A 25,767-nucleotide genomic window follows, 5' to 3' on the forward strand; every position below is an offset into this window, starting at 1 on the left:
TTGCAACGATGCGGTCGCATGAACTCCCCGCCTGCGCGGGGGTGAGTCCGTCGGGGACGGTCAGCGCGAGCAGGATAGCCAGAACTCCCCGCCTGCGCGGGGGTGAGTCCGAGCTTCTGACGCTTCCCTCCTGCGACGCCTGGAACTCCCCGCCTGCGCGGGGGTGAGTCCGGCGCCGAGATGTGGGACTGGGCGTAGTCCAGGAACTCCCCGCCTGCGCGGGGGTGAGTCGAACGGCACCGCGCAGGACGGCCCGACCACCGCGAACTCCCCGCCTGCGCGGGGGTGAGTCCACGTGCTGCAGGCAGGGCCCTACGGGGCGGTGGAACTCCCCGCCTGCGCGGGGGTGAGTCACATGGCCCTCAGGTAGTGCTCGGACCCGGCCACGAACTCCCCGCCTGCGCGGGGGTGAGTCCTGGGCCAGGCCCAGGCCGAGGCCGAGCGGGTCGAACTCCCCGCCTGCGCGGGGGTGAGTCCGGTTATATGCCTGTGACCTGATCATTCCTCCGAGAACTCCCCGCCTGCGCGGGGGTGAGTCCTGCACTCTCACCCGGTGCGGCCCCTCGACGACGAACTCCCCGCCTGCGCGGGGGTGAGTCCGCAGGTATCTCTACGAGCCCCACGCCCCCGCGGAACTCCCCGCCTGCGCGGGGGTGAGTCCTCCGACAGATGCCCGCAAGATCGGAGCCCGCAGAACTCCCCGCCTGCGCGGGGGTGAGTCCCCGGATTCGAGCACCTGCACCTGTACCGCGACGAACTCCCCGCCTGCGCGGGGGTGAGTCTGGAGAGTGGACCCCTACCTCACCACGACCGGGCGAACTCCCCGCCTGCGCGGGGGTGAGTCCACCTTGTCTTTCCAGAAGTTCAGCGCGCCGCTGAACTCCCCGCCTGCGCGGGGGTGAGTCCCCCATGGACACCGCCACCCCGCATGACCTGGCGAACTCCCCGCCTGCGCGGGGGTGAGTCCACGTACTGGCACGTCCACCACGCCTCGTTGCTGAACTCCCCGCCTGCGCGGGGGTGAGTCCGTTCCTCGCTGGCGATTCACGAGCGGGGTGTCGAACTCCCCGCCTACGCGGGGGTGAGTCCGCGCCCGACAGTCCGGCATGAGCGGACCACGGGAACTCCCCGCCTGCGCGGGGGTGAGCCCCTGCGGGTCAATGGGTCGGGTCTGCTCGGGTTTCGATGAGCGTTTCGGTCATAACCTTCTCCGCTCATCCCGCGTTGCACGCGGGCTTCGTGCGCACATCCACGTTGAGCACATACACACTGGGTAGAACCGACCAGTTGCCCCATCCTCGATTCCGGGACGGTAACGTACGGCGGTTCTACGAAACCCGCGTCGCCGGGGTGCTGTCGATGCCGCACATGCGTGCGTGCAACAGGCTGGCCTGGGGAGTCGGGCAGTCCAGATGAGGTCGGATACACCAATGCTTGCCGACGAAGGTGACTCCGCCGGGCGTGAACGCCAGGGCCGCCAGCCCGCGCGCCAGCATGGTGTAGGCCGCGGCGCAGTGACGGCCTCCATAGAGCAGGTCATCGCCGTGTTCGGCTACCCAGGCGGCGCTTTGGCCGGCCAACTCCCTTCGCTCGTGGTCGGTAAGGCCGGCGATCTTTCGCATTGCGATGGGAACGGCCATGTGCAGGGTGGTGACCAGCACCGCCAGGTTGCGGGGCGGATCGGCGGAGTCCGTCGGAGAAGAGACATGCGTGGTCATCGCCGTTCCTCGGTCCTGCGCTGTGCGGCTTGGATGCTGGGCTCACAGCAAATGTCGATGTGGGTGGTGGGAACGGCGTAGCGGCAAGCGATCTCGTGGATGGTGGCGGCGCGGTCATCAGGGATCAGTTGTCGCTGGTCGATGTCGAGGGTGTCCTGTTCCAGAGTCATCGGCAGCATCAGCCGTGATAGCGGTGCGGCGATGCCCAGGCGCTGCATCCACAGCTCTCCGAGCACGGTGCGCCCCGAGCCGATGCCGAGTTCTCGGCCGGTGCGGTGGCGGTGTATCTCCTTGGCTGTCTGCCACAGTGCGGTGGCGATACCGGCGCGTCGAACGCCGGGCTCGACATAGAGCATCGTCACCACGTCGAGTTGTTCGCTCCAGCGCAGGCTTCCGTAGAGTAGTGCGCGGTCGAAAGCGGCTTCGGCCTCCTCGGTGAACGCGACGATCTGGCCAGCCTGGATGCCGAGGGGATTGCGTGGTGCAACGGCGATGAGGTCGCGAACGGTGCTGTGTGCGCCGGAGTCGGCGGGTTGTTCATCGAAGAGGTAGCCGAGTGGCATGATCAGGTTCTTGGGCATGTCTCCCCCTGCGGTGTGGTGCTGTGTCCGGGATCGGGTGGTCGAGTTCGACGCTGGCGTGTAGCGGCTGAGCCGTTCCTCACGTGAGACGAGACGGGGGATCAGCGGTGAGGAATCCAAGGACGCCGGGTCACTGGTAGGTCGGGCTAGCGGAGCGCGGGAGCTCGCCCGGTCAGCCATTCGGGCGCCGGAACGAGCTGCAGGGGCCTGGGCACAGCCATGTAGAAGTCCAAGACGCCGAGATGGGCCTGCGGGTCGCCCAAGGGAAACCACACGGAGACCGGCTGCGGTTCGTCGGAAGGCGCTTCTTGGACCTTTACGGCCCGGCGCTCACCCAGGTCGTATTCACGACAGATGAAGACGAACGCGCGGTCGTGCAGGTCGACGAGTCGCGGACAGACGCGCATCGCAAACGCCAAGCACCGGGGATGGGTGGGAGGTTCTGCGACATGGGCTTGGGGGGTGCAGCCGGTGAAAACGCAGGTGCTGGTGGGTTTGATGGGGGTGCCGCACACGCCGCACCGGCGTTCCAGCATTGCGCGTCGCTGGCGTAGAGGGCACTGCTCACCGAAGCGGGGACTGCCTTCGCCGAGCGTGCAGTCGCAGGTGATCGTTGGCCCGGTGGTCGGGTGGTGGATGATGCGCTCTTCGCCGCTGGTCCACGGGGTGGTCCAGGGCACCGGCATGCCGCCGCGGGTGTGCGGCAGGCGGTTGACGCGGGGCGGGACGGGGATGTCGCGGTAGTGCTGGGGCACAGGAGTTCTCCAGCGGATGTGGTCGACGCATCGGGAAGCGGGTGTTGGGCAAGGGAAGGACATGGCGGCGGGCGTCCCCGTGCGAGGGGCGGCTAGCTTTGGTCGAAATCGCCCAGCAGGGCGGCGGTGCGCTCGTGGTGAGCTTCCTCCAGCCACGTCTGGTCGTCGTCGCTGATCCCGATGACGGCGCTGCGGTCGATGCCCCACAGCACGCAGTTGGTGGCGAGCACGGCGGCGGCCAGTTCATCGATCACGCGGAGTTGCCAGGTGAGGCTGGCGGGATCGATCCCGCGCTGGCGCAGACGGGTGGCGATGTGCATGATGCGGGTGCCGCTCCACACCTGGAGAAGCGTCAGGGTGGCTCCCGGGTGCAGGGCGGCGATGCGCTGGGCGTCCAACGCGGGTGCCTGGGAGAGCAGCGGGTCGGTGCCCATCGCATACACCTGTGCGTAGAGGCTGTGCAGGATGTGTCCCAGCGCATCGACAGTGCTTCGTGCGTTGGCGTCGTCGATGAGCTCGGGAAGGCCGGCCTCGATGCAGGCGGCGGCGACGCTGCGGGCACCTGCAGCCAAGGGCCGCCCTATCGTGGGGGAGATCCCGGGCATCCATTCGCTCAAGCACGTCCAGCGTGGGGAGAGCTCGGGCCAGAGGTCGGTGCTCAAGCCCCAACGCGCCCACAACTCGTTGATGAACTCCGGGGTGGGCAACTGGGGAAGTGACTCCTCGAGAACCCGTTCGGGTTTGTCTTCCTGGGGCACGGTGCGCAGCAGGCAGATTGAGGCCGCCACGCTCATCGGGACTTCGAAGCGGGAAGGCCCATATGTCTTGTCCCAGGCCTGGGTGATTGCGGTGGCGATGTGGCGGGCGTGCTGCTGAGGGGTGGTCATCGGAGTGACCTCTCTGTGGTTCGTGGGGCGGTCATCGCAGGGAGGGATCAACGCACGAGTCGCCGGGCGGCGCGGGTTGATCGGGGCAGGGCTTTCGTTTGCAGGCGTTGAGCACGCCTCGGGGTGCTGTGGCCAGGAGCGGCTGTCCGTCCTCGCTTGTTTCATCCGCTCATCGGATGTAAGTGCTTGCATAAGGTCGGATTTCTGCGGCGGCGGGGCGCTATGCGGCGGTGGCGTAGGTGAACAGGTCCTGGACAGCGCGCAGGATCTGCAGGTTCGACGCGGCGTCGCGGGCGCGGATTCCCAGGGCCCGCTCGTGCAGCGCCCGGGCAATCCAGTCCTCGCGCAGGGCGTCACCGCAGCCGATGAGCACGTTGGTTCCCAAGCCCCACCGGTGGGCCTGGACGGCCGTGCAGGCAGCGAGGACTGGATCGATGTCACAGGCGACCCAGGTCATGGACGCCGGATCGTTGCCGCGTTGGCGTAGGACCTCGGCGGTGGCGAGCAGCATGCCTCCGGCTCCGGCCGTGGGCTCACAGAAGCTCGTCCCTGGTTCGACCTGCGTGTCCCCGAGCAGGAGTTCGGCGTGCAGGCGGGCGACGTCGGCGGGGGTGAAGAACTGCCCGTCGCGGTCCCGGGTCTTCTTGGGACGCAACGCCATCACCAGCGGGCCGAGTACGTCGATGTGTGTGAGGTGGCCGTTGATAGCCATGTCCACCAGCCGCTCCTGGCCGCTGCTTCCGTGACAGCGGCGATGCCGTCTCGTTCGTTCGCATAGAGCGTGTCGTTCTGGGTCCACTCCAGTAGCGGGAGAACGCGATACATCAGGTCCGGTCGGGCCCGGCAGAAGGCCGTCCAGATTTCGGTGATGCATCCGGCGACCTCGGTGCTGTCAGCGCTCATGAGTCGCTGGTCCGGGTCGGGGCCATCAGGGGCGGCTTTGTCGATGAGGGTGAGTGCGGCGACGACGCTGAGGGGGATGGTGCTCGGCCCAGCGAACTGGGCCCGCCATGCCTTGTCGACACGCTCGGCAAGCTGGACGATCCGTCTATTGGCCTGCCAGTCGAAGGAGTCATGTGACACGTTGACCTCCGTTTTGATTGCTTATTGGAATTATTATTTTAAGTAGTCATCGGTTGTCAAGCCGAGGCCCGCGCCTTGGGGTGGCACTCACCCCCGCGGGCGTCATCCCCTCGCTTCCGTGGGACTGAGGGAGGGGAACGTGGAAGACAGGGCGAGTTGCAGGAGTGGCTTCTTGTCCGCATACAGCGGTGAACTCGCGCCTCTGTGGGGCTGGTGGCACGACCGGAGGGGATGGTCAGGCTGCTTAACACCCCCTGCCTGAAGGTGTCTGCCCTGGCGGGAGCAGACACTTCAGGCAGGGGAACGGCTTTCTATCCCGCTGCGTATCGCGCGTTAGTCGAGAAGGCCGGGCTTGTCTGGAGTGCCCTGGTAGGCCATGGGCGCCTCCGGCGACTCGGGAGACGGCTGCTCGTCACGTGCGCCGGGTTCGGTGGGGGTGTGCCACCGCTGGAGTGCCTCGAAGTAGCGCAGGCAGGCGTGGGCGAGTTCCCGCGCGAAGTCGAGGTCCTGAGCCGATACGCACTCTGGAGTGCTGACGCTGACGTGGGCATGGAGTGCCCCCTGGTCGATCGCCAGGATCGGCGCTCGGTCGGGGTAGACGAAGCACTCCGCGCTGGGCTGCGCAGAGTCAGACTCGCTTGCCTGGCCTGAGTGGAAAGAAACGCTCACCACCGGGTCGAGCCCTCTCTGCGAGATGGTCAGCATCGCGAACGACTGTGGCGACGGAGCCGAAACCTGCTGGTCAGACACGGGTTCACCTTCCCCTTGGGGTCCTGGATGCAAGGGGTAAGCGCGCTACCGCACGACTTGTGACACCAAAAATAAATATTGATAAGCAACTTATCGAACTCTATATTGGTGGCTGTCCCCCTCAACCCCGATGTAAGGACTTATGACTATGACGATGTCCCTGGCCCGTGACGCGGGCCGGTTCTGGTCCGACCGCACAGCCGGCGTGCTGCTGGGAGCGGCCTGCGGCGACGCTCTGGGCGTGCCTTATGAGTTCAGCCGCCGACTGGCCGATACCGAGACCCCCGAGATGATCGGGGGAGGGCTGGGCCCGTATGCGCCTGGCGAGTACTCCGATGACACGCAGATGGCGGTGTGCCTGGCCCAAGCCGCCCTTGAGCACACCGACATGGGCAGCGGGCCCGCACGTCAACAGGTGGCCGAGGCGTGGCTGCGCTGGCGCCGCGAGGGAGCCAGCGACATCGGGGCGCAGACCTCGAGCGTGCTGTCGGCCGCCGAGCACGCCGGCGGAACCATCCTGGTGGCCGCCACGATGTTTGAGGCCTCATGGAAGCGCTACCAGGCTGGGGCGCCAAGCGCGGGCAACGGGTCGTTGATGCGCACGGCCCCTCTCGCGCTGGCCTACCTGGACGACCCGGAAGGGCTTGCCGACATCGCCGCGATGTACAGCGCCCTCACCCACGCCGACCCGCTTGCCGGCGAGGCGTGCGTGCTGTGGTGCGAAGGAGTCCGCCACGCCGTGATGCACGGCGACTTCACCGGCGTCCAGGCGGGCCTGCGGCTGCTGGAGGAGGACCGGCGCGCCCAGTGGCAGGCGTGGCTGGACGAAGCCGAAACCAAACCACCGCACGCCTTTTCTCCCAACGGCTTCGTCGTCTCAGCCTGCAGGCAGCTTGGTCAGCGATCACCCGCACACCCATCCCCCCGAACCGCCCCGGGGAGGGAAGTTTCGCTGCCGATCACTTCCGGCTCGCCCTTGAGGCCGCGGTACGTGCCGGAAACGACACCGACACCGTGGCCGCGATCGCGGGCGCGCTGCTCGGCGCCCGCTGGGGCGCATCCGCAGTTCCCTGGCACTACCACAGGGCAGTGCACGGTTGGCCCGGGTACCGCGCACGCGAGCTGATGGCTCTGGGCGTGCGTATCGCCGGAGGCGCCGACCAGCAGGGCTGGCCCACCGCGGCCCGCCACCCGCGCCTCGTCGATGCCAGGAGCCCCTTCTCGGCGACACACCCCCATGATGACGGGGTCGTGCTGGGCAATCTGGCACTGGCCGATGCGTGGAGCACCGATGTTGACGCGGTGGTATCGCTCTGCCGGGTCGGGGCTGCCGACTTCGCAGAAGTGCCCCGACGCGACCATGTGCACATCTGGCTCATTGATGCCCCAGGCACCAACGCCCACGTCCACTATGCGCTGGACCAGGCCGCCCGCGCAGTGGCCGGACTGCGCGCCGAAGGCAAACGGGTGCTCCTGCACTGCGCCGCCGGACGAAGCCGAACCCCCACAGCGGCTGCCCGCTACTCGACCCTGACCCAAGCAATCCCACCGTCTGAGGCGTTGAAGGACGTCATGGCGGCCATCACCCCCAACCGGCCCGCGCCGAGCCCCGAGCTCGAGAGTGTCCTGTACCACCTCAGCGGCGAGCCCGCCCCCGCACAGCTCGAGCCCCTCTACAAGGCACCCCGGATGGGGGTGCGGCACAATCAGAACCCGAGTAAGCCCGAGCCCTTGTTCGAGGAGTAGGGAGAGGATGTGTCGCGCAGTCAGCGACGCCTAGACGAGCGAGTCCGGGCAGCTCTGCCGCCCGAACTCGACGCCTGCCTCGATCGGGTACACCCCCCACCGGAAGGACGACCCAGAGGGCCTTCGGACCGGAAGAAGGCCCCAGAGACGCTCCTCGAAGGAGAACAGGAGCTCCAACGCCACCTCCAGGACCGCCCGGAGAGCACCCAACGCGCCTACATGGCCGACTGGCGCCGCTGGTGCGCCTGGTGCGAACGGAACCAAAGAAGCCCGCTGCCAGCGCATGCCGCCGACGTGGCCCTCTACCTCGCCTCCGCCTCGGTGCAGGACCCAACGACCGGCCAACCCGCCCCCTCCACCATCGAGCGCTGGAGCGCAGCGATTGCCGCCGCGCACACCGCGCGCGGCCTTCCCACGCCCACGACCCAGGAACCAGCCGCGGCCGTCCTTGCTGCCTTGCGGCGGCGGGCGAACAGCGGCCGTCGGCTGCTCACCCGAGCACTCAACGATGACGAATTCACCCGGCTCCTCGGCGTCCTTCCCCTCGACACCTGGCCACAAGCCGCGATCCGCCGGCGCGACCGCCTCATCCTGACCCTCGGCCGCGCCACCGGCCTGCCCCCCGACGCTTTCCTCGGCCTGAGTGTCAACAGCATCAGCCAACAGAGCGAGTCCACGCTTGGCGTGGCCACCGACGCGGAGAACCTCCTGCTGAAGCTCGAGGAAGCGCCGGTAGGTCTTGCTTGGGAATCCTTCCTCCAGTGGAGGACGCTGCTGGACCTGGCTGACTCTGTTGGAACAAGCGGCCTGCGACAACTGGCCGCCAACGGCGACCTAGAAGCACTCCTCGCCCAAGAGCCGGACCCGAGTAAGCCACCCGAGCAGCGGCCGGATGCGGCGGCATGGCTTTTCAGAAGCGTGCGTCGCGGAGGAGCCATCCAGCAAGAACGCCCGCACAGCTCGCTGGTCATGCGGATAGTTCAGAAGTACGCACACGATGCCGAACTGGACAGCGACGGCCTCAACGCCTTTTCTCTTCGGCCACCCAGCTGAGTACCGAGGACATGGCCGTCACCACCCGCACCGACTGCGTCGCACTTACGCCGCCGAAACCAGCCATGAGGGAAGGCATTCAGACAGTCGCAATATCTGACGTCGCCAGAGCGCTCTGGCGACGCGGAGAGTGCCGCCATGGTCGAGGACTTCTTCGAGCAGTGACCAGAGCCCAGCAGTTACCCGCCGGTCAGTTGGTATCTGGTGACACGGTCCTTGGCTGCGCCCCGTGCCGCGGTAGATCGAACACTAAGCGTCGGTTTTCCGTGGAAACTACCGGGACCTCCTGGGGCGCGAACAGCTCGGTGAACATCATCTGCGGTCGCCCCTGTTCCGGAGGATGCGGGCCGTTCTGCCAGGGCCTCGTCAATCATCTGTCACGGGCCGCACGGCCCCTGGCGCGTGCGTGGCGGAAAGAAATTAACAGGGGAATCTGCACAGTCCGAAACAACCGGATTAAACTCACCCGAAATACACGCATAGGTGGCCACGAAATCACGACTTCCACGTTCATGTCGGCGGTGAGAGAACACCACCCACATCCGATGATGAGACCTCTTGTCACCGTCGCCAGATTCGTCTTTAGGACCAGGTGGTCCACGCCCAACCGGACCATATGCCCATCCGATGAATCCGGTGAGGGATGCCTGGCGCATCCCGCTGACGTGGCACTGCCAGCGAAAAGGGACTCCGGGCAACCAGACAAGAATCGCGTTCGACAACAAACAACGGTAATCACACCGCCGAGAACACCGAACCCAACCGGAAGATTATGTTCAGACTCCAAGATCAGACCCTCTTAATTGACGGGAAATATGCCATGTCTGATAACTTCGGATTCGCTGCGTGAATGAACGCAAGACGGTTATTCCTGGACTGTGCCTGATCGGATCCCCCTCCCCCTTGACCTCGCGGGCACTCACGGCGACCTCGCGAACGCCACCTACCGCGCGAGCCGTGACCGGTCTTCCCAGCGCGACGACCGAGACGGGGAACGGCGGGCGTCGGGAGCATGCGGGGGCTGCGGAGGGGCTGGTGTCTATGACGACGACAGGACGGGTTCTTGGCCGCGAGGAGGCGAACCGCGCCCTGGCCAGATACGCCGAGCGGGCGGGGCAGGGGAAGCGACCACCCATCCTCGTGTTCACTGGGACGGGAGGCAGCGGCAAGACCGCGGTGCTGCGGATGCTCGGCGAGCGGATCGACCAGATTGTCCCCTATGCCCGGGTCAACCTCGCCACCACCGGTCAGCAGGACGGCATGGCGCAGCTGCTCTCCGCCCTGGCCTACGGGCTCGGCCGCAGGTGCCCCGGTTACGGGCGGTTGCGCTTCCCTCGCCTGGTGATCGGTCGCCTGGCGATGGAGGAGAGCATCGACTTCACCGATCCCGCCGTCGCCAGCCAGAAGATGGTCGACCGGATACGTCGGCACCGCGGGCTCGACAAGCTCTGGAAGGTCACCCGCGAGTTGGCCGGCGATCTCATCGGACTTATGGGGGTTTCGCAGGAACTGGGCACACTGCTGGGTCGGATCCTCGGTCTCGTTGCCGAGTTCCCGGGGGCACCGACGCGAGCGAATTCCCTGCTGCTGGGGGCAGCCTACCGCTGGTACGGGCACCGGGACCAAAGGCTGGCCAACACGCCGATTGATGTTCTCACCGACCTGAACCGCTACGCGCGCAACCTTGAGGACGAGGTGAGCCGCCGCTACGTCGAGGAGCTGCTGGTGGACGCGTTCCTCGCCGACCTGCGCGAGGCGTTCCAGCGAGGAACCCGCAGCCAACCAGGAATGTATGGCGCGGTCGTCCTGCTGGACAACGCCGACACCGAACTCGGCCAGGGCTTTCTCGATCACTTTGTGCGGGCGCGGAGCCGGGCCGCGGCGCTCGGCCTGCCGGCCGAGCCGCTGGCCGTGGCCGTAAGCAGCCAGCGGCAGCTCTCCGGTCCCGTCAACACCTACTTCACCCACCACTGCCTGCGCGATCTGACTCTCGACGAGGTCGATGTGCTCGCCCGTGCGGAGCTGCCCAGCGGTGTCGACCACCGCGCCTGCCACATGGTCCATCAGCTCACTGGCGGCCACCCGGGCGCGACGGTGCTCGTGCTGGCCACGCTCGCCGCCTGGCCCTCTGCCGCACAAAGCGGGATCGGCGCTCTCCTGGCGCACGGGGTCCCGGGCAGCGGCGCGCCTGATACGCCGTCGCCGGATGTGACCGTGGAGGCACAGCTGCTCAAACGGCTGCTTACCGGTGTTCCGGAGCTTCCCGATTCCCTCGGCCCCAGCGAGAACCTCATCGAGGCACTGACCATCGCAGCGATCGCCCGCACCCGGGAGGACATCCAGCGGATGCTGGCCGACCACGCCGATGATGCGCTGATCGATGCCACGACCGTCCACAACGTGGGGCTGTGGCACGAGGGGGAGGTTTCCGGAGGGCGGGGCCTGCTGCGCTGGCTACTGCTGCGCCGTGCCCTCGCCCGCGAGGGCGAGCACCTTCTAGAGCTGTATCGCGGACTCAGCGAGCACTGCCGCAAGAACGAGGAGACCGGGAATACTGAGGAGACCATCGGCCGGCTGTACCATGCGCTGTGCGCCGGTGACCTCACCCAGGTCGCCGGCCGGCTGGACTATCACCTGCCCGGACACGACCTCGACCGGCCCTGGGTCGAGGTGCTGCGCGCGGTGGCTACTGCACCCCGGCTGACCTCTGATGGCCAGACGCACGAACCGCACGACCTCCTCACCGACCTGACCCGTTCGATGACCCAGGGGGGATCGCGCCGCATGGCCAGCGTGGCCCGTGTGGTGGCGGGCGTGTGGATCGCCTCCGATCCCCGCACCGGACCCAACCGCAACGATCTGCACACCCTGGTCGCCAACGACCTCCGGCGGCTCGCCCCCGAGGCGGACCGGCCGGCCGACCTGGTCCGCGAGGCGCAGAGGCACGACCAGCTGGCGCGGCTGTGGTCCTAACCGACCGGCGGGCGACACGCGTATCACCACCTTCGAAGCGACGACGAGGAGGAAACTGTGCCAGAGGACGAGCAGGGATGGCGCCCGCCACGGCAGGGGGGCGCGACCAGCGCGGCACCGCAGCCGGGCGGCATGCACACACCGGCCCCGGTGCTGAGGCGGCGCCGCCGGATGCGGCTTTTGGCCTGGGGCGCGGTTCTTGCGGCGCTGATCCTGCTCGCGGGCGGCCTGTGGTGGGCCATCCCCCCGCTGCGGTGCGGGGACCTGACCAACGGCGTCCGCCGGGTGGACGGTGAGTGTGTCGGGGTGACCGACGGCTCCTTCGTCTTCGACCCGGCCTTCCGTGAGGTCCAAGAGGACATCGTCGCCGAGAACGCCTGGGCCGCAAAGAAGGCCGCCGAAGAGGACGTCCCGTTGGTCAAGGTCGCGCTGCTGGCCACCCTCACCCCGACCGACAGCAGCGCGATGACCCACGAGCAGGTTCTGGGCGCGCTCGAAGGCGCCTATGTCGCCCTGCACCGGGCCAACCACACGCCGGAGCTGCGCGATTCCCGCCCGTTCGTCCAGCTCTACCTCGCTAACGAGGGCAGCCGGCAGCAGCAGTGGGAGATCCCGGTGAACCAGATCACGGGCATGACCGACGACGACGTCCCCTTGGTCGCGGTGTTCGGACAGTCGATCAGCACCGACCGCACCGAGCAGGCCGCCCGCCGCCTCTCCCAAGCCGAGATCCCAGTCATCACCGGCTCGACGACCGCTGACAGCCTCGACCACGACAACATCGAAGGCTGATCCGCACCGCGCCGAACAACACCGACTTCGCCACCGCCCTGGACCGCTACGTCGACGACCACAACGACCTAGACACGGCGATGATGGTGTTCGACCGCGTGAAGGCCGACATCTTCGTGAGCTCGCTGCGTGACGCCTACCAGGAAAAGCTCGGTGAGGACCACATCGACTTCCCCGACCAGCCGTTCGCCGGTGACACGATCAAGGAGGGCGGCGTGGACGTCTTCTACCCGATCACCCAGAACATCTGTGACGCACAACCGGACATGGTGCTCTTCGCCGGACGCGCCCGCGACCTGCGGGTGTTCCTGGAAGCGCTGAGCGAGCGAAGCTGCCGCAACGACCCCATCTCGGTGCTGTACGGCGAGGTGGGCCTGTTCCCCTGGACCGACGACGAGACCATGACCCTGCTCGAGATCGGCAACATCACCCTGCTGAGCGCCGCCGGCACCGACCCCCGCTGGGCGCGAAACGAAGTACCAGCCCAGAGGGATTCACCGAGTTCCACTCCTCCTACCGCAAGCTGGTAAGCGACGACCCGGCGAAGCTGGACAACGGCTACGCCATCACCTACCACGATGCCCTGGCCATCACGGTGAGCGCCGTGCGCATCACCGACCCGTGGGCGCTGGTCCCGCCCGCGCCCAAGGACATCCGCGATCACCTACTCCTCCTCAACAGTGAGAACGAGGTCACCGCGGCGAGCGGCACGCTGAGCTTCACCGAGAACCGCAGCGGTAACCCCGGCGGGAAGCACATCCCAGTGCTCGCCCTCCCCGACTCCTCAGACTCCACCAGCGGCAAGCCCTACATCACCCCCCACACCTGATCCGGCGCGGGGCTAGCAGACCAGTCCAGGTACTGGCGGAATCCCCATCGCTGGCCAGCGAGACGGGTCATCAGGTCGCGCAGCATAGTCATCCAACGGCCCCAACACCAAAGGACACGTACAACGAGCGGTCATGGCACCATCCCTCTCCCCGTCCCTCTACATGCCAACCGGCTTCGATTGTCAACAAGGGGGTCTGTAGGTGCTGGACGCGATCGTGTGTGGCCATTTCGAATTGCACAGGTGCTAAATTCTCCCGGCGTAGCGAAAAAGCTTTAAGACGCTGGCTCCTCCGTAGTGCTCACTTCCCGTCGACGAATGTCATGGCCGTGAGCTTCGATGACCTCATCAACTGAGACCCCCAAGACACGGGCGAGGTCTTCGGCGTCGGCGCGTCGCAGCCGACGCACCCGCCCCTGCTCGAGCTTTTGGTAGGTGGACAGGGTCAGATCGGAGTCCAGGCGCTCAAGCACGTCCTTCTGCGACAGGCCAGCCAAGGACCGAAGCACGCTCAATCCGCGGCCGCTCTCGTCCAGGAAATCCTTGGGGCGGCACCCAAGGACACGGGAAAGATCGCGCAGCACCGGCGGGGGAGGGGCGGCCCGCGAGTGTTCGTAGTTCGCGATCGTTGACCGCGAGACCCGCATTCGTTTGGCCAACTCCTGCTGCGTCATCCCACTCCTTTCGCGGGCTACTCGCAGCACGTTCGGGTCCCAGCCGGGCACTCCGCCCTTTGCCATGTCTCTCCCGTTTCACCCAGTCGCCGCCTCCATCGACTATGCCGCACATCGGGAGGTGAACAGGTCAGGGGTGTGGACACCACCTGTGTTTACTTAACAGAACTATTCCAATAAGCTGCCTTTGCTGTGGGGTCGAGCTTCAAAAGGCCCAAAGTCGGCCGCCGTCCAAGACCTCACCCGCCGGCCAAGACCGTCGACGGCATCCCTCTGCATCCGCGTTTTACAGGAGATCATTCCCATGACCCCATCCCATGGTTCGCCACGGACCGATGGTGGTCCGCACCGGACCACCGCAGACCAGGCCATCGGTCAGATCCATGCCCTGCTCACTCAGGCCGGCTTGTCCGGCATGCTGATGGGCCACCGCCAAGGTGTTTCCGTGCTCTCCGTCAACAGCGAGCTCACCATCTGGGCCTACAGCGGGCGGATAACCTGGCGCCACAGCAACACCGACCGCCACGCCCCGGTCTCCATCCACCCCCTCGAAGACGCTGAGGGAGCGGCACAAAGAATCCTCGAACACCTAGGGCGAAAGCCCGCCTCAGACGAAGCCGGGCACTCGCCTCAGGTTGAGGAGGCAGGTGCGGAGAACAACCGTCCATCGCAACGAATCGATTGGCGTCGGCCCGTAGGGCGCTGGGCGCCGCGGCAAGGCAAAACGAGACCCCTGGAGGAGACGGCACTGACCGCCGCGCCAGCCAACATCCACCCCGCAAGCGACTCTCAAGGTGCTGCCCGTCAGCTTCTCCCCCACCTTGGCTTGGATGATGAGCACGGGGAGGAAGAACTCTCGAAGAACGAGTCGAGCGCGCGTGAGGAATCGCGTATTCATCCACAATCGCACCTCGCACCGACAACAGGTGGGCGGCGTGAGCAGCCCGCTGCCACTCGATCGAGGTTCTTCTGGCCAGGTTTACCTGGGACAGCTACTGACATTAAGACGGCTGAGCTCGTCACGAGCCGGCTGCCGGAGCCTCTTCCTTCTTGTGCGCGAGGAACTCGAACCGGACATGCCTCGGCGCAGAGGAGTGAAGTCCATGAATCTCAAGCAGCCAGGCCCCCGCAGCGGCATCCCATCAACAGCCAGCCAACTCAAGCAGCATGATCATCTCTGCTGGGTGCTCCTTCGTCGAAGGAGCCGCGGATGAGGCCACTGACCATCACCGAACTCTACGCGCTTCCTGCAGCGGTGGACCTGATGACGGCGGCACAGGCGTTGAACATGGGACGGACCACCGCCTATGAGCTGGCGAAGAACGGTCAGTTCCCATGCAAGCTCATCCGCTACGGCGATACCTACCGCGTCCCGGCAGCGGAGATCCTGCGACTACTGAACGTTCCCATCCCGAGCAAAGAAACGCCGACAGCAACGGAAGTCGAATGACGAGCCACGCACCCAACAGCGAATCCTTGATCCGTCTGATGCCGCCTGGACACGTCCTTGCCCGTGGCATGAAAGACATGACCGTGTCATCCTCACGGTCAAACGACGGTCAAGCCTCTGAGCTCCTAACCCTCAACCCCGAAATCCGAGGCTCTGACCTGCGTGAATGGGTGGGCGTACCAGGACTTGAACCTGGGGCCTCATCCTTATCAGGGATGCGCTCTAACCGTCTGAGCTATACGCCCTCGTTCCGGTGGAACTCTACCGTATGCGGCGATCCGGAGCGAACCGGTTCACCTGGGCGGTGGAGGGAACCGAACTCCTCTTCCGCTCCTAGTCTAACGTGCTCCGGCCGCCGCGCGGGCCTGTACGGGGTACGTCCGGACGGGTACCGGTCCGGCTCCACCGCCGGGAGCCGGACCGGAGGGGACGGGCTTATTCGGACTCGCTGAGGGTGATGTCGATCCCGCCCACGAGGTCGGCCGCGAGGTTGTAGAGCATCGAGGCGACCGTGGCCAGCGCGGTGATCAGGATGATGTTCAAGGCTCCGACGAGGCCGGTGTAGCCGAGGACCCGAGCGGGGGAGAACCAGGTCTCCGGATCGACCTGCAGCTCTTCGTCCTCGCTTTCGGTGAGTGAGGTGATCAGCTCGGTCAACGCGTCGAAAACGCCGAGGGTTGACAGGATCGTGTAGATCACTGCGATCGCGACGAACAGGACGATGAAGCAGACGAGGGAGACGACGAAGCTGAACTTCATCACCGACCACGGCTCTACCCGGCTCACCGTCAGGTGGGCCTTGCGGGTGGCTTCGTAGCCTTGACCGCTGTGGGCTGCTGCTCCTGCGGTTGCTGCGGCGCCGTCATCGCCGGCACTCCCCCCTGCTTGGCTTTGGCCGCTTCGGGGGCCTCCGCGTCGCTTTCGGGCGTGTCGTCGAGCGGTTCGCCGCTTTCGGTCGACGTAGCGGCGGCGTCGACCGCTTCCGCTTCTGTGCCGTTGTCGCTGTCGGCTGCGGCCGACTCCTGAGGAGCGGAGTCCCCTTGCTTACTGTCAGACATAGCCACGTTACCGCTGAACTCTCCAGTGACGAGTGAAAACCGGACCAAGGAGATGGGGGGCGCCCTCCACCGCGCGGAGCGGGGGAGAGGGTGGAGCCAAGCCTACGGTCTGGTGGCAGGTCGAGGGCAACAGCGCGGGGCGGCACCCCGCGACTCCCGCCCTCCACGCTCCCGCTCAGGCCTCCGAGACCGGAGAGTCCTCGACACTCTCCGAGAGGGCCTCTTCGGTGTCCTCCTCGCCGACCTCGGTTTCGGCGTTCCGGGCGATCGCCACCACATAGTTCCCGTTGTCGAGGTTCATCAGCCGGACGCCCATGGTGGCACGTCCGGACCGCTTGACCTCAGCGCAGCGGGTCCGGATGATACCGCCGTTCACGGTGATCGCGAAGACCTCGTCATCCTCGGGCGAGACCATAACCGCGCCGACGAGCTTTCCACGCGCCTCGACGACCTTCGCGGTGAGCACCCCCTTGCCGCCCCGGTTCTGCACCGGGTACTGGTCGGCCGGGGTCCGTTTGGCGTAGCCTCCCTCAGTGGCCACGAGGACGTCCATCGGCCCGTCGACCTCCCGGATCACGTCCATGCTGAGGAGGTAGTCGCCCTCCAGGAAACGCATCCCGATGACGCCGCTGGTGGCGCGTCCCATTGGGCGGAGCGACTCGTCGGAGGCGGGGAACCGGATCGCTTGGGCGTCGCTGCTGATAAGCAGCAGGTCGTCGGTGGGGAAGACCAGCCGCGCGGCGATCAGCTCGTCGTCCTCGCGCAGGTTGATCGCGATGATGCCCGCCGCCCGCGGAGAGTCGAACTCCTCCAGCCGCGACTTCTTCACCAGGCCCTCGCGCGTGGCCAGCACCAGGTACGGCGCCGCGTTATAATCGCGCAACGCCATGACCTCGGCGATCTCTTCGTCGGGTTGGAAGGGCAGGATGTTCGCCACATGCTGACCGCGGGCGTCGCGCGCGGCCTCGGGGAGCTCGTAGGCCTTCGTGCGGTACACGCGTCCCTTGTTCGTGAAGAACAGGATCCAGTTGTGCGTCGTGGTCACGAAGAAGTGCTGGACGATATCGTCCTGCTTGAGCTGGGCCCCGCGCACGCCCTTCCCGCCGCGCTTCTGCGCCCGGTAGCTGTCGATCCGCGTGCGCTTGGCGTAGCCGCCGCGGGAGATCGTGACCGCGACGTCCTCTTCGGCGATGAAGTCCTCCATGCGCATATCACCCTCGGACGGGATGATGTGCGTGCGGCGCTCGTCGCCGTACTTCTGGACGAGTTCGGACAGCTCGTCCCGGACGATGCTCCGCTGCCGCGCCGGCGAGGCCAGGATGTCGTTGTAGTCGTCGATCTGCGCCATCAGCTCGTCGTACTCGTCGGTGAGCTGGCGGCGCTCCAGGGCGGCGAGCTTGCGCAGCTGCATGTCGAGGATCGCGCGGGCCTGGACGTCGTCGATCTCCAGCAGCTCCATGAGGCCGGTCTTGGCCGCTTCCGCGGAAGCGCTGCCCCGGATGAGCGCGATGACCTCGTCGATCCGATCGATCGCCTTGAGCAGCGCGCGCAGGATGTGGGCGCGTTCCTCGGCCTTGCGCAGCAGGTAGCGCGTGCGCCGCACGATCACCGTGATCTGGTGGTCGACCCAGTGGCGGATCATCTGGTCCAGGCGGAGCGTCCGGGGCACCCCGTCGACCAGGGCGAGCATGTTGGCGCCGAAGGTCTCCTGCAGCTGGGTGTGCTTGTACAGGTTGTTCAGCACGACCTTCGCCACGGCGTCGCGTTTGAGGACGATGACCAGGCGCTGCCCGGTGCGGCCGCTGCTCTCGTCCTTGACGTCGGCGATGCCGTTGACCTTGCCGTCCTTGACGAGCTCGGCGATCTTCAGTGCGAGATTGTCCGGGTTGACCTGGTAGGGCAGCTCAGTGACGACCAGGCACTGACGTCCCCGGGTGTCCTCCTCGACCTCCACGACGGCGCGCATGGTGATGGAGCCGCGACCGGTGCGGTAGGCCTCCTCGATCCCGCGTTTGCCGACGATCAGGCCCTTGGTGGGGAAGTCCGGCCCCTTGATCCGCGCGATCAGCGCGTCGAGCAGCTCCTCATCCGACGTCTCGGGGTGGTCGAGGAACCAGGCGACGCCGTCGGCGACCTCGCGGAGGTTGTGCGGCGGGATGTTGGTGGCCATGCCGACCGCGATCCCGGCGGAACCGTTGACCAGCAGGTTCGGGAAGCGCGCCGGCAGCACCACGGGCTCGTTGGAGCGGCCGTCGTAGTTGGGCCGGAAATCGACGGTCTCTTTGTCGATATCGCGCAGCATCTCCATGGCCAGCGGCGCGAGTTTGCACTCGGTGTACCGCATGGCCGCCGCGGGGTCGTTGCCGGGCGAACCGAAGTTGCCATTGCCGTCGACCAGGGGCATCCGCATGGACCAGCTCTGCGCGAGCCGCACCAGGGTGTCGTAGATCGCGCTGTCGCCGTGCGGGTGGTAGTTACCCATGACGTCGCCGACGACGCGGGCGCACTTGAAGTACCCGCGGTCGGGCCGGTACCCGCCGTCGTACATCGCGTAGAGGACGCGCTGGTGGACGGGTTTGAGCCCATCGCGGACATCGGGCAGGGCCCGCCCGACGATGACGGACATCGCGTAGTCGAGGTAGCTGCGCTGCATCTCGACTTGGATGTCAACGGGCTCCACCCGGTGGGCGCGAGGGTCGGTCTCCTCCGGAAGATCCGGGGTATTCGCATCCGTCACTGGATGTCGATCCTTTTCTACCTGGGTCGTTCGCTGCCGTCGGGGTGCCCGGGAATCAGATGTCCAGGAAGCGGACGTCCCGTGCGTTGCGCTGGATGAAGGAACGCCGCGACTCGACGTCCTCGCCCATGAGCACGCTGAACATCTCGTCGGCCTGCGCGGCATCATCCAGCGTGACCTGCATGAGCACGCGCCGCGCCGGGTCCATGGTGGTGTCCCAGAGCTCTGTCGCGTTCATCTCGCCCAACCCCTTGAAACGCTGGACGAGGTCACGGGGGCGCGGATCCCGCTTGCCCGCGGCGAGACCCGCGGCGATGAACTCGTCGCGTTCCCGGTCGGAGAAGGCGTAATCGGCGTCGCTCCCGCGCTGGTCCCATTTGATCTTGTAGAGCGGGGGGTGGGCCAAGTAGACGTACCCGGCTTCGATCAGCGGCTTCATGAACCGGAACAGCAGGGTGAGCAGGAGGGTGCGGATGTGCTGACCGTCGACGTCGGCGTCGGCCATGAGGATGATCTTGTGGTACCGGAGCTTCTCGATGTCGAAGTCGTCGTGGACCCCGGTGCCCAAGGCGGTGATGATCGCCTGGACCTCGTTGTTCTTCAGGATCCGGTCGATCCGCGACTTCTCGACGTTCAGGATCTTGCCCCGGATCGGCAGGATCGCCTGGTAATGGGGGTCGCGCCCGCCCTTGGCGGATCCGCCCGCGGAGTCGCCCTCGACGATGTAGACCTCAGAGTGCTCCGGGTCGGTCGACTGGCAGTCCGACAGCTTCCCCGGGAGCGAGGTGGACTCCAGCAGCGTCTTGCGCCGGGTGAGGTCGCGGGCCTGGCGGGCCGCGATGCGGGCGCGGGCGGCCTGGCTGGCCTTGGTGACGACGTCCTTGGCTTCACCGGGGTTGCGCTCGAACCAGTCGCGCAGGTGCTCGTTGGTCACCCGCTGCACGAACGACTTGGCCTCGGTGTTGCCCAGTTTGGTCTTGGTCTGGCCCTCGAACTGCGGGTCGGCCAGCTTGACCGAGATGATCGCGGTGAGGCCTTCGCGGATGTCGTCGCCGGTGAGGTTGTCCTCCTTGTCCCGCAGCAGCCGCTGGTCGCGCGCGTAGCGGTTGACAAGGGTGGTGAGGGCCGAGCGGAACCCCTCTTCGTGTGTACCGCCCTCCGCGGTGTTGATGGTGTTCGCGAAGGTGTGCACGGAGGAGGTGTAGGACTGGTTCCACTGCATGGCGATCTCGACCGAGAGCCCGTCGCCCTCCTCCTCGAAATCGATGATGGAGGCGTGCGCCGGGTCCTTGGTCGCGTTTAGATGCCGGACGAAGTCCGAGAGACCCTCTTCGTAGTGGTAGGTGTGCACGGCGGGGGAGTCGCCGGTGAACTCGGGACGCTCGTCGCGGATGGTGATCGACAGCCCCTTGTTCAGGAACGCCATCTCCTGCATCCGCCGGGCCAGCGTCTCGAAACTGTAGGTGGTGGTCTCGAAGATGCCCTCGTCGGCCCAGAACGTGGTCTGGGTCCCGGTCTCCCCGGTCTCCTCGCCCTTGGCGAGGTCGGCCACGGGGCGGGTCATCTGGTAGTTCTGCCGCCAGACGTAGCCGTCGCGCCGGATCTCCACCTCCATCCGCGAGGACAGCGCGTTGACGACGGAGACCCCGACCCCGTGCAGACCGCCGGAGACCGCGTAGGACTTGCCGTCGAACTTACCGCCCGCGTGCAGGGTGGTAAGGACGACTTCGACGGCCGGACGCTTTTCTACCGGGTGCAGGTCGACCGGAATACCGCGGCCGTTGTCGGCGACGCGGACACCGCCGTCGGCCATCAAGATCACCTCGATGGCATTGGCGTGGCCCGCAAGAGCTTCGTCAACGGAGTTGTCGACCACCTCGTAAACCAAGTGGTGCAAGCCCCGCTCACCGGTGGAACCGATGTACATGCCGGGGCGTTTACGTACCGCCTCGAGCCCCTCAAGAACCGTGATCGATCGAGCGTCGTAGGCCAAGTGTGAACACCCTCCTGATGGGGACGCTGCATGCCGCCATCGACTCTTGGGGCGAGCTTTACCGGCGGAAGCGTCCGAAGAACCATCTTCATGATACCGCGCGTGGCACCTGAAAGTGGCATCCACGGCCCTGTGCCGCCCGACAGCGAACGCGCAGGACGGGAGCCGACTCCCTACACGCACCCGACCCCGCGATCAATTCCCCGCGCCCTTCAGTGGCCGCTGCGGGGGTGTGGAACGTGATGCGCCGGTAAGCGCATGGTGATCCTGTAGTCACCAAGATGTCATGTCCGTATCCCCGCCGGGGAACTCAGCCGGCCCTACGCGGTCCTGGGCCGCGCCCGCGGCTGGGCCCCTGCACCTTGATGCTGCGTACCGTGCCGTCTCCGAGTTCCTCGTTGAGCCTCCGCAGCAGGTCGCGCAGCATCGCGCGCGCGTGCGCCGCCATACTCGCGGAGTCCGCGGCGATGACCAGTTCGCCTTCCTCGTAGGAGACGGGCCGCAGGTGCTGGGCGTTGAACTCGCCGACGATCTCGGTCCACCGGCCGAAGACGCCGCCCACCGCCACCTGCTCCTGCCAGCCGTGCTCGACCAGCCAGGCGCGTACCGCGTCGCCGAACATCTGGGGTTCGTTCCGGGACCGGAGCCGGCCACGGCGCATACGCCGGGGAGGGCCATCGGGGGAGGCGCCGCGCTCCTTGGCCGCGGCCTTCGCCTGGGCGAGGGCCTGGCGGGCCAGATCCACACCGGTCGGTCCGGATTCCTCCCCCCCAGCCTGTGGATGACTTCGGTCACTCACGTTCCACACCCCCCTCGTGCACCCGGAAACGGGTTCCCTGCAGCTCGTCCGGAACATCGGCGGCGACCGCCGCACTCACCAGGACCTGTTCGGCGTGGCGGACGTGCCCGGCCAGCCGACGCCGACGTCCCGCGTCGAGTTCGGCGAAAACATCGTCGAGGATCAGCACCGGATCGTCGCCGTCAGCGCGGAGCAGCTCGAACCCGGCCAGCCGCAGGGACAGCGCGTAGGACCACGCCTCGCCCTGACTCGCGTACCCCTTCGCCGGAAGGTCATCGAGATACAGCCGGAGATCGTCACGGTGCGGACCGACCAGGCTGATTCCGCGCTGTAGTTCCTGCTCGCGGGACTCGCGCAGCGCCGAATGGAGTACGTCCACAAGCTGGGGAGACCCGGTTGGGACATGCGCGGCGTCATCGGGAACGGCCGAGCAGCGGTACTGCAGGACCGGCGGTCCCCCTACCGAGGTCAGTTCGGCATAGGACTTGGCGACCAATGGCTGCAACTCCGCCACCAGAGCCAGCCGACCTGCGATCAGTTCGGCGCCGGCCTCGGCGAGATGCTCGTCCCATACATCCAGGGTCGACAAATCGGCATCACGTCGCTTGGCCAGCCCGGCCGAGGCCGACTTCAACAGGGCGTTGCGCTGCTTGAGGACACGTTCGTAGTCGGAACGCACACCCGCGAACCGGGGTGAGCGGGCGACCAGCAAGTCGTCCAGGAAGCGGCGACGCTCCCCGGGATCCCCCTTCACCAGCGAGAGGTCCTCCGGGGCGAACAGGACCGTACGCAGAACGCCCAGGACTTCGCGGGGACGCGTGGCGGGCGCCCGGTTGAGACGCGCGCGATTGGCCTTGCCCGGATTGATCTCCAACTCAATGACCGCCTGGCGGTCGCCTTTGACGACGGCCGCTCGGATAATCGCGCGTTCAGCGCCCTTGCGCACGAGAGGAGCATCGTTGGCCACCCGGTGACTGCCGAGGGAGGCGACGTATCCGATGGCTTCGACGAGGTTGGTCTTCCCCTGGCCATTGGCCCCGACGAACGTACTGATTCCCGGCTCCAGCTCCAGATGCACTTGAGGATAGGAGCGGTAGTCGGCCAGTTGCAGGTGCGATACGTACATCTGGCCTCTCTCTTCGACTGCGCGACGGTCGTGGTCGTCTGGTTTCAGTTTCACGTGAAACGACGACCATTTCTGCGGACGAACGACCCCAGCGACCCTGGATCGGCTCATGGGAGACGATACTGCCGCGAAACGGATGGATCCCGGAGGCTGCTGGGTTCAGTCTCCGGCAGCCTGGTCGGCGCCGGTTTCAGTCCCGGTGACGGCGTGTCCGCCGAACTGGTGGCGCAGGGCCGCGACCACCTTCATGGCGGGGCTGTCCTCTTGGCGCGAAGCGAAGCGGGAGAACAGAGCGGCCGTGATGACCGGAGCCGGAACGGCATTGTCAAGCGCGGCTTGCACGGTCCACCGGCCTTCACCGGAGTCCTCGGCATAGCCGTGCAGCCCCTTGAGTTCAGGGTCTTCCCGAAGGGCCCGGACCAGGAGATCCAGCAGCCAGGACCGCACGACCGTGCCTTCCCGCCAACTGTCGAACGTGCCCGGGATGTCGTCGACGATGTCCGAGGCGGCCATGAGCTCATACCCCTCGGCGAGCGCCTGCATCATCCCGTACTCGACGCCGTTGTGGACCATCTTCACGAAGTGTCCCGCGCCGACCGCTCCCGCGTGCACATAACCGCCGCCGGTGTCAGGGGCGAGGGCTTCGAAGATCGGGGCGGCGCGGGCGACATCCTCGGCCGTACCGCCGACCATGATGCCGTAGCCGTTCTGCCGCCCCCAGACACCGCCGCTGACACCGGCGTCAACATAGGCGATCCCGCGTTCCCGGAGCTGCTCGACCCGCTGGCGATCGTCCTCATAGTGGGTGTTGCCGCCGTCGATGACAAGGTCGCCGGGGTCCAGGAGCGGGGCGAGGTCGCGGATGGATCCGGCGGTGGGCTCTCCGGCCGGGAGCATCAACCAGACGACGCGAGGGGCCTCAAGGCGGTCGACCAGCTCGGTGAGGCTCGCCACGTCCCGGCGCTCGGGACTGAGGGCGAACCCCACGACTTCGTGTCCCTTGTCACGCAGCCGTCCGGCCATGTTCCAGCCCATTTTTCCGAGGCCGATCAGACCCAGTTGCATGCTCATGCTCCCCCTGTGCCGCCTCTATGGACATGTGCGCAAGCCGAGTCGGTCAGCTCGAAAGCCGGACCGGCATGATCAGGTACCGGTAGTCGGCGGTGGCCGCCTCGTCGGCGGGCTTACCGGTAATGATCGCGGGCTTCGTCGACGTCGTGAACTGCAGCCGGGCGATGTCGGAGTCGATCGCGTTGAGCCCGTCGAGCAGGAACGCGGAGTTGAAGGCGATCTGGATCTCGTCGCCGTCCAGGGAGGCGTCGAGGACTTCGACGGCCTGGGCCTCGTCGCCGGTGCCGGCTTCCAGGACCAGGCGATCGTCGCTGAAGGCGAGGCGCAGCGGGGTGTTCCGCTCGGCGACGAGGGAGACGCGCTTGACCGCCTCCATGAACTCGGCCTTCTGCACCTCGGCAACGGAGCTGAACGAGTCGGGAAGCAGTGCCCGGTACTTGGGGAACTCGCCGTCGAGCAGGCGAGTGGTGGTACGGCGGCCGCCTCCCTCGAAACCGATCATGCCCTCGCCGCTCTCGGTTTCCGAGAGTGCGATGGACACCTCGGCCCCACCGGTCAGGGACTTCGCGGTCTCGGCGAGCGTCTTGGCCGGGACCAGGGCGACCGCGGACAGCCCGGAGTTCTCGGGGCTCCAGCTCAGCTCGCGCACGGCCAGGCGGTACCGGTCGGTGGAGGCCAGTGTGACGGTGTCGCCCTCGATCTCCACACGGACGCCTGTGAGCATCGGCAGTGTGTCGTCGCGCCCGGCCGCCACGGCGACCTGGCTCACCGCGGCGGCGAAGACATCGCTGCCGACTGATCCGGTGACCCGCGGCATCTCGGGCAGGGTGGGGTAGTCCTCCACAGGCAGGGTCAGCAGTGTGAACTTCGCGCTGCCGCAGGAGACGACGACCTTGCCGGCGTCCGCACTGATCTCCACGGTCTGTGGAGGAAGGTTGCGGGTGATCTCGGCGAGGAGGCGGCCCGATACCAACGTGGTGCCGGGGTCCTCGGCGTCGATGTCCACCGAGACCTGCGCGGAGACCTCGTAGTCGAAACTGGACAGCTTCAGCTTCTGCCCGCTTTCGCCCTCGCTCGCGTCCAGCAGGATTCCGGCCAGGACGGGGACCGAAGGCCGGACCGGCAGTGCACGAGCGGTCCAGGCAACGGCGTCGGCAAGTACGTCGCGTTCGACCCGGAACTTCACTATCCGACTCACTTTCTGCGAAGAGACCTACGGACCCCTGCGGATGGCGGCGCGCTGCGCTGTCCTCTCGGTCACCCGGCGGAAGCTCCCGGGACACCTCCGGGGCCCGGCACCGTACCGGGATACATCAGGGGGCAGGGTTCACACCGTACCCCGATCCGGCCCTTGGCGCTGCCCCACCACACCTGATCGTCGCCGACTGATTCGGCTCCCGGAGAGGGCGAACGGTCCGTCCACAGATTGGGCGCGAAGCTGAGTGAGAAGCCATGTGGGGTCTTAAAGGTGGCGTCGTAGTAGTAGGGGGTGTGGACAGTGTGGACAACCCCTCTTCCCGCAGGTGACTCCGGAATTCTTTTCCACCGAGGCTGTGGGCGGTCGCTGGGGAAAAGTGCGACGACTGTGGATGTGCCGGCCGGCCCCACACGTCGTCCACGGGTTGTCCACCGGTTATCCACGGACCGCCCACAGGGGAGGGACGGCGATGCTTCGACGGCCGGTGGATCCAC

23 protein-coding genes, 1 tRNA gene, 2 pseudogenes and 1 CRISPR repeat array (1 of these 27 cut by a window edge) are annotated in these 25,767 nt (G+C 66.7%); of the genes and pseudogenes, 9 read left to right on the forward strand and 17 right to left on the reverse strand.

The features are described 5' to 3' along the window. A CRISPR array of direct repeats spans positions 1-1,150; the repeat unit is 29 nt; unit sequence GAACTCCCCGCCTGCGCGGGGGTGAGTCC; it begins 773 nt to the left of the window's first position. Positions 1,151-1,328: 178 nt separating this feature from the next. From VS93_RS04060 to VS93_RS04090, 7 genes are all read right to left on the reverse strand, one after another. Continuing rightward, positions 1,329-1,718, reverse strand: a complete 390-nt coding sequence (locus VS93_RS04060; protein WP_046468670.1) for a hypothetical protein — start codon at positions 1,716-1,718, stop codon at positions 1,329-1,331. Beyond that, complete coding sequence (locus tag VS93_RS26660; protein WP_052745512.1) at positions 1,715-2,299, reverse strand: hypothetical protein; 585 nt, start codon at positions 2,297-2,299, stop codon at positions 1,715-1,717. Before VS93_RS26660 ends, VS93_RS04060 begins: the two co-directional genes overlap by 4 nt. Before the next feature lie 146 nt (positions 2,300-2,445). Beyond that, the gene (locus VS93_RS04070) at positions 2,446-3,054 is read right to left on the reverse strand and encodes a hypothetical protein (protein ID WP_046468671.1); all 609 of its coding nucleotides are present in this window, start codon (positions 3,052-3,054) and stop codon (positions 2,446-2,448) included. Between the two features lie 92 nt (positions 3,055-3,146). Next, positions 3,147-3,941 (reverse strand): hypothetical protein, encoded by a 795-nt coding sequence (locus VS93_RS04075; RefSeq protein ID WP_046468672.1) that lies wholly within the window; start codon positions 3,939-3,941, stop codon positions 3,147-3,149. A 220-nt stretch (positions 3,942-4,161) separates the two neighbouring features. Next, positions 4,162-4,653: an N-6 DNA methylase gene (locus VS93_RS04080; RefSeq protein WP_052745513.1), complete on the reverse strand. Its 492-nt coding sequence runs from the start codon at positions 4,651-4,653 to the stop codon at positions 4,162-4,164. Next, positions 4,602-5,024: a hypothetical protein gene (locus VS93_RS29665; protein ID WP_046468673.1), complete on the reverse strand. Its 423-nt coding sequence runs from the start codon at positions 5,022-5,024 to the stop codon at positions 4,602-4,604. Before VS93_RS29665 ends, VS93_RS04080 begins: the two co-directional genes overlap by 52 nt. A 333-nt stretch (positions 5,025-5,357) precedes the next feature. Further along, complete coding sequence (locus VS93_RS04090; RefSeq protein WP_046468674.1) at positions 5,358-5,774, reverse strand: hypothetical protein; 417 nt, start codon at positions 5,772-5,774, stop codon at positions 5,358-5,360. Positions 5,775-5,928: 154 nt separating this feature from the next. Here VS93_RS04090 and VS93_RS30995 point away from each other — a divergent pair. The 8 genes and pseudogenes from VS93_RS30995 to VS93_RS26680 form a co-directional block, all read left to right on the forward strand. Further along, positions 5,929-6,627, forward strand: a pseudogene (locus VS93_RS30995) (ADP-ribosylglycohydrolase family protein); the annotation flags it as partial. Further along, positions 6,591-6,791, forward strand: a pseudogene (locus VS93_RS33240) (hypothetical protein); the annotation flags it as partial. The pseudogenes VS93_RS30995 and VS93_RS33240, both read left to right, overlap by 37 nt. Positions 6,792-6,911: 120 nt before the next feature. After that, entirely contained in the window at positions 6,912-7,520 is a 609-nt protein-coding gene (locus tag VS93_RS31000; RefSeq protein WP_236700339.1) for a protein-tyrosine phosphatase family protein, read from the forward strand. 219 nt (positions 7,521-7,739) lie between these two features. Next, entirely contained in the window at positions 7,740-8,573 is an 834-nt protein-coding gene (locus tag VS93_RS04105) for a hypothetical protein (RefSeq protein ID WP_156184666.1), read from the forward strand. 1,041 nt (positions 8,574-9,614) lie between these two features. After that, positions 9,615-11,546 (forward strand): hypothetical protein, encoded by a 1,932-nt coding sequence (locus VS93_RS04110; RefSeq protein ID WP_156184667.1) that lies wholly within the window; start codon positions 9,615-9,617, stop codon positions 11,544-11,546. A 57-nt stretch (positions 11,547-11,603) separates the two neighbouring features. Then, positions 11,604-12,338 (forward strand): hypothetical protein, encoded by a 735-nt coding sequence (locus VS93_RS26670; RefSeq protein ID WP_156184668.1) that lies wholly within the window; start codon positions 11,604-11,606, stop codon positions 12,336-12,338. A gap of 80 nt (positions 12,339-12,418) precedes the next feature. Continuing rightward, positions 12,419-12,868: a hypothetical protein gene (locus VS93_RS26675; RefSeq protein ID WP_052745515.1), complete on the forward strand. Its 450-nt coding sequence runs from the start codon at positions 12,419-12,421 to the stop codon at positions 12,866-12,868. Between the two features lie 74 nt (positions 12,869-12,942). Next, positions 12,943-13,167: a hypothetical protein gene (locus tag VS93_RS26680; RefSeq protein ID WP_156184669.1), complete on the forward strand. Its 225-nt coding sequence runs from the start codon at positions 12,943-12,945 to the stop codon at positions 13,165-13,167. Between the two features lie 275 nt (positions 13,168-13,442). Here the strand turns inward: VS93_RS26680 and VS93_RS04120 are convergent, their stop codons facing one another. Next, on the reverse strand, positions 13,443-13,907 hold the full coding sequence (locus VS93_RS04120; RefSeq protein WP_046468678.1) for a helix-turn-helix transcriptional regulator: 465 nt from the start codon (positions 13,905-13,907) through the stop codon (positions 13,443-13,445). A gap of 1,144 nt (positions 13,908-15,051) precedes the next feature. Here VS93_RS04120 and VS93_RS04125 point away from each other — a divergent pair. Beyond that, positions 15,052-15,291 carry a helix-turn-helix domain-containing protein gene (locus tag VS93_RS04125; RefSeq protein ID WP_052745518.1) on the forward strand — a complete coding sequence of 80 codons (240 nt, stop codon included), beginning with the start codon at positions 15,052-15,054 and terminating at the stop codon, positions 15,289-15,291. Between the two features lie 171 nt (positions 15,292-15,462). On the opposite strand, the gene VS93_RS04130 is transcribed toward VS93_RS04125, so the two are convergent. The 9 genes from VS93_RS04130 to dnaN form a co-directional block, all read right to left on the reverse strand. Beyond that, positions 15,463-15,536 (reverse strand) — tRNA-Ile (locus VS93_RS04130). Positions 15,537-15,726: 190 nt separating this feature from the next. Further along, positions 15,727-16,077, reverse strand: a complete 351-nt coding sequence (locus VS93_RS31005) for a DUF3566 domain-containing protein (protein ID WP_236700333.1) — start codon at positions 16,075-16,077, stop codon at positions 15,727-15,729. A 2-nt stretch (positions 16,078-16,079) separates the two neighbouring features. Then, positions 16,080-16,349 carry a hypothetical protein gene (locus tag VS93_RS31010; protein ID WP_046468680.1) on the reverse strand — a complete coding sequence of 90 codons (270 nt, stop codon included), beginning with the start codon at positions 16,347-16,349 and terminating at the stop codon, positions 16,080-16,082. Between the two features lie 175 nt (positions 16,350-16,524). Then, positions 16,525-19,086: a DNA gyrase subunit A gene (gyrA, locus tag VS93_RS04145; protein ID WP_046468681.1), complete on the reverse strand. Its 2,562-nt coding sequence runs from the start codon at positions 19,084-19,086 to the stop codon at positions 16,525-16,527. A 55-nt stretch (positions 19,087-19,141) separates the two neighbouring features. Then, entirely contained in the window at positions 19,142-21,079 is a 1,938-nt protein-coding gene (gene gyrB, locus VS93_RS04150) for a DNA topoisomerase (ATP-hydrolyzing) subunit B (RefSeq protein WP_082126608.1), read from the reverse strand. A 310-nt stretch (positions 21,080-21,389) separates the two neighbouring features. Beyond that, positions 21,390-21,878, reverse strand: a complete 489-nt coding sequence (locus tag VS93_RS04155; RefSeq protein WP_046468682.1) for a DUF721 domain-containing protein — start codon at positions 21,876-21,878, stop codon at positions 21,390-21,392. Beyond that, the gene (gene recF / locus VS93_RS04160) at positions 21,871-23,004 is read right to left on the reverse strand and encodes a DNA replication/repair protein RecF (protein WP_046468683.1); all 1,134 of its coding nucleotides are present in this window, start codon (positions 23,002-23,004) and stop codon (positions 21,871-21,873) included. The genes VS93_RS04155 and recF overlap by 8 nt, the downstream gene beginning before the upstream one ends. Positions 23,005-23,163: 159 nt before the next feature. After that, positions 23,164-24,069, reverse strand: a complete 906-nt coding sequence (gene gnd / locus VS93_RS04165; RefSeq protein WP_046468684.1) for a phosphogluconate dehydrogenase (NAD(+)-dependent, decarboxylating) — start codon at positions 24,067-24,069, stop codon at positions 23,164-23,166. Positions 24,070-24,121: 52 nt separating this feature from the next. Continuing rightward, positions 24,122-25,261, reverse strand: coding sequence for a DNA polymerase III subunit beta (gene dnaN, locus VS93_RS04170; RefSeq protein ID WP_046468685.1), 1,140 nt, complete (start codon positions 25,259-25,261; stop codon positions 24,122-24,124). Positions 25,262-25,767 lie beyond the last annotated feature (506 nt).

Origin of the sequence: Allosalinactinospora lopnorensis, assembly GCF_000981225.1 — a bacterium.
Classification (GTDB): Bacteria; Actinomycetota; Actinomycetes; order Streptosporangiales; family Streptosporangiaceae; genus Allosalinactinospora; species Allosalinactinospora lopnorensis.

Bases quoted from the DNA above. Each gene is read 5' to 3' on its own strand.
- VS93_RS04060 (WP_046468670.1), bottom strand. From the start codon at position 1,718: ATGACCACGCATGTCTCTTCTCCGACGGACTCCGCCGATCCGCCCCGC.
- VS93_RS26660 (WP_052745512.1), bottom strand. From the start codon at position 2,299: ATGCCCAAGAACCTGATCATGCCACTCGGCTACCTCTTCGATGAACAA.
- VS93_RS04075 (WP_046468672.1), bottom strand. From the start codon at position 3,941: ATGACCACCCCTCAGCAGCACGCCCGCCACATCGCCACCGCAATCACC.
- VS93_RS04080 (WP_052745513.1), bottom strand. From the start codon at position 4,653: ATGGCTATCAACGGCCACCTCACACACATCGACGTACTCGGCCCGCTG.
- VS93_RS04105 (WP_156184666.1), top strand. From the start codon at position 7,740: ATGGCCGACTGGCGCCGCTGGTGCGCCTGGTGCGAACGGAACCAAAGA.
- VS93_RS04110 (WP_156184667.1), top strand. From the start codon at position 9,615: ATGACGACGACAGGACGGGTTCTTGGCCGCGAGGAGGCGAACCGCGCC.
- VS93_RS26675 (WP_052745515.1), top strand. From the start codon at position 12,419: ATGATGGTGTTCGACCGCGTGAAGGCCGACATCTTCGTGAGCTCGCTG.
- VS93_RS04120 (WP_046468678.1), bottom strand. From the start codon at position 13,907: ATGGCAAAGGGCGGAGTGCCCGGCTGGGACCCGAACGTGCTGCGAGTA.
- VS93_RS04125 (WP_052745518.1), top strand. From the start codon at position 15,052: ATGAGGCCACTGACCATCACCGAACTCTACGCGCTTCCTGCAGCGGTG.
- VS93_RS31010 (WP_046468680.1), bottom strand. From the start codon at position 16,349: ATGTCTGACAGTAAGCAAGGGGACTCCGCTCCTCAGGAGTCGGCCGCA.
- recF (WP_046468683.1), bottom strand. From the start codon at position 23,004: ATGTACGTATCGCACCTGCAACTGGCCGACTACCGCTCCTATCCTCAA.
- gnd (WP_046468684.1), bottom strand. From the start codon at position 24,069: ATGCAACTGGGTCTGATCGGCCTCGGAAAAATGGGCTGGAACATGGCC.